Below are 1,744 nucleotides of genomic sequence, written 5' to 3'. Positions count from 1 at the left end.
GGGTGTCGAGGTGGTCTTTGGCTATCCCGGCGGTGCCGTCCTGCCGATCTATGACGAGATTTTCCAGCAGAATGACATTCGTCACATTCTGGTCCGCCATGAACAGGCCGCTGTTCATGCCGCCGAGGGCTATGCCCGCTCGACCGGTAAGCCCGGCGTTGTTCTGGTGACCTCGGGTCCCGGTGCCACCAACGCGGTGACCGGTCTGACCGATGCGCTGATGGACAGCATTCCGATCGTCGTTTTCACCGGTCAGGTTCCGACCTTCATGATCGGCACCGATGGCTTTCAAGAGGCCGACACCGTTGGCATCACCCGCCCCTGCACCAAGCACAACTGGCTGGTGAAGGACACCGATGCGCTGGCCGGCACCATTCACGAGGCGTTTCACGTCGCCACGTCGGGCCGTCCGGGTCCGGTGCTGATCGACATCCCGAAAGACGTGCAATTCGCCAGCGGCACCTATACCGAGCCGCGCAAAGTTGCGACCAGCCATTACCAGCCGCGCCTGAAAGGCGATCCCGAGCTGATCACCCGTCTGGTCGAGGCGATGGAATCCGCGGAACGGCCGATTTTCTATACCGGCGGCGGCGTCATCAACTCGGGCGATGCGGCAACGCAATTGCTGCGCGAAATGATCGAGGCCACCGGCTTTCCCGTTACCTCGACCCTGATGGGTCTGGGCGCCTATCCGGCGTCGGGCGAGAAATGGCTGGGGATGCTGGGGATGCACGGCCTGTATCAGGCCAACATGGCCATGCATGACTGTGACCTGATGATCAACATCGGTGCCCGGTTCGACGACCGGATCACCGGCCGGATCGCGGATTTCAGCCCGAAATCCATGAAAGCGCACATTGATATCGACCCCAGCTCGATCAACAAGATCATCCATGTCGAACTGCCGATCGTCGGCGACGTGGCGCATGTTCTGGAAGACATGCTGCGGATCTGGAAGTCGCGCGGTCGCAAGGTCAACAAGGCCGGTCTGGAAAAATGGTGGACCCAGATCAACAAGTGGCGCGATATCAACTGTCTGAGCTACAAGAACTCGGACACCATCATCAAGCCGCAGTATGCCCTGCAACGCCTTGAGGCGCTGACCAAGGGCATGGATCGCTATATCACCACCGAAGTGGGCCAGCACCAGATGTGGGCGGCGCAATTCCTTGGCTTTGACCAACCCAAACGCTGGATGACCTCGGGCGGTCTGGGGACCATGGGCTATGGCTTCCCGGCGTCGATCGGCGTGCAACTGGCACATCCCGATGCGTTGGTGGTGAACGTCGCGGGCGAGGCCTCGTGGCTGATGAACATGCAGGAAATGGGCACCGCGTCGCAATACCGGCTGCCGGTGAAACAGTTCATCCTGAACAACGAACGTCTGGGCATGGTGCGCCAGTGGCAGCAATTGCTGCACGGCGAGCGCTATTCGCAATCCTGGTCCGAGGCCCTGCCCGATTTCGTCAAACTGGCCGAGGCCTTTAACGCCAAGGGCATCAAATGCAGCGACCCGGCCGATCTGGACGACGCGATCATGGAGATGATCAACTATGACGGGCCGGTGATCTTTGATTGTCTGGTTGAGAAACACGAGAACTGTTTCCCGATGATCCCGTCGGGCAAGCCGCACAACGAGATGCTCCTCGGCGACGCCTCGACCGAGGGCGCGATCCAGGCCGGGGGCGCGGTCCTGGTGTAACGGGAAGGACATGCTCTCATGCGGACCCTCCTGAACAACCTC

The 1,744-nt window shown here is 60.7% G+C and carries 1 protein-coding gene; it reads left to right on the top strand.

What is annotated here, in order from left to right:
- Positions 1 to 1,702: acetolactate synthase 3 large subunit (locus tag ABYW26_RS14225; RefSeq protein ID WP_372605568.1), on the top strand; the 1,702-nt coding region annotated here is incomplete at its 5' end.
- Positions 1,703 to 1,744: the final 42 nt, after the last annotated feature.

It is taken from the genome of Actibacterium sp. (assembly GCF_041584535.1).
In the GTDB taxonomy this organism is placed as follows: domain Bacteria; phylum Pseudomonadota; class Alphaproteobacteria; order Rhodobacterales; family Rhodobacteraceae; genus Actibacterium_D.
This window is presented reverse-complemented; position numbering and strand designations above follow the sequence as displayed.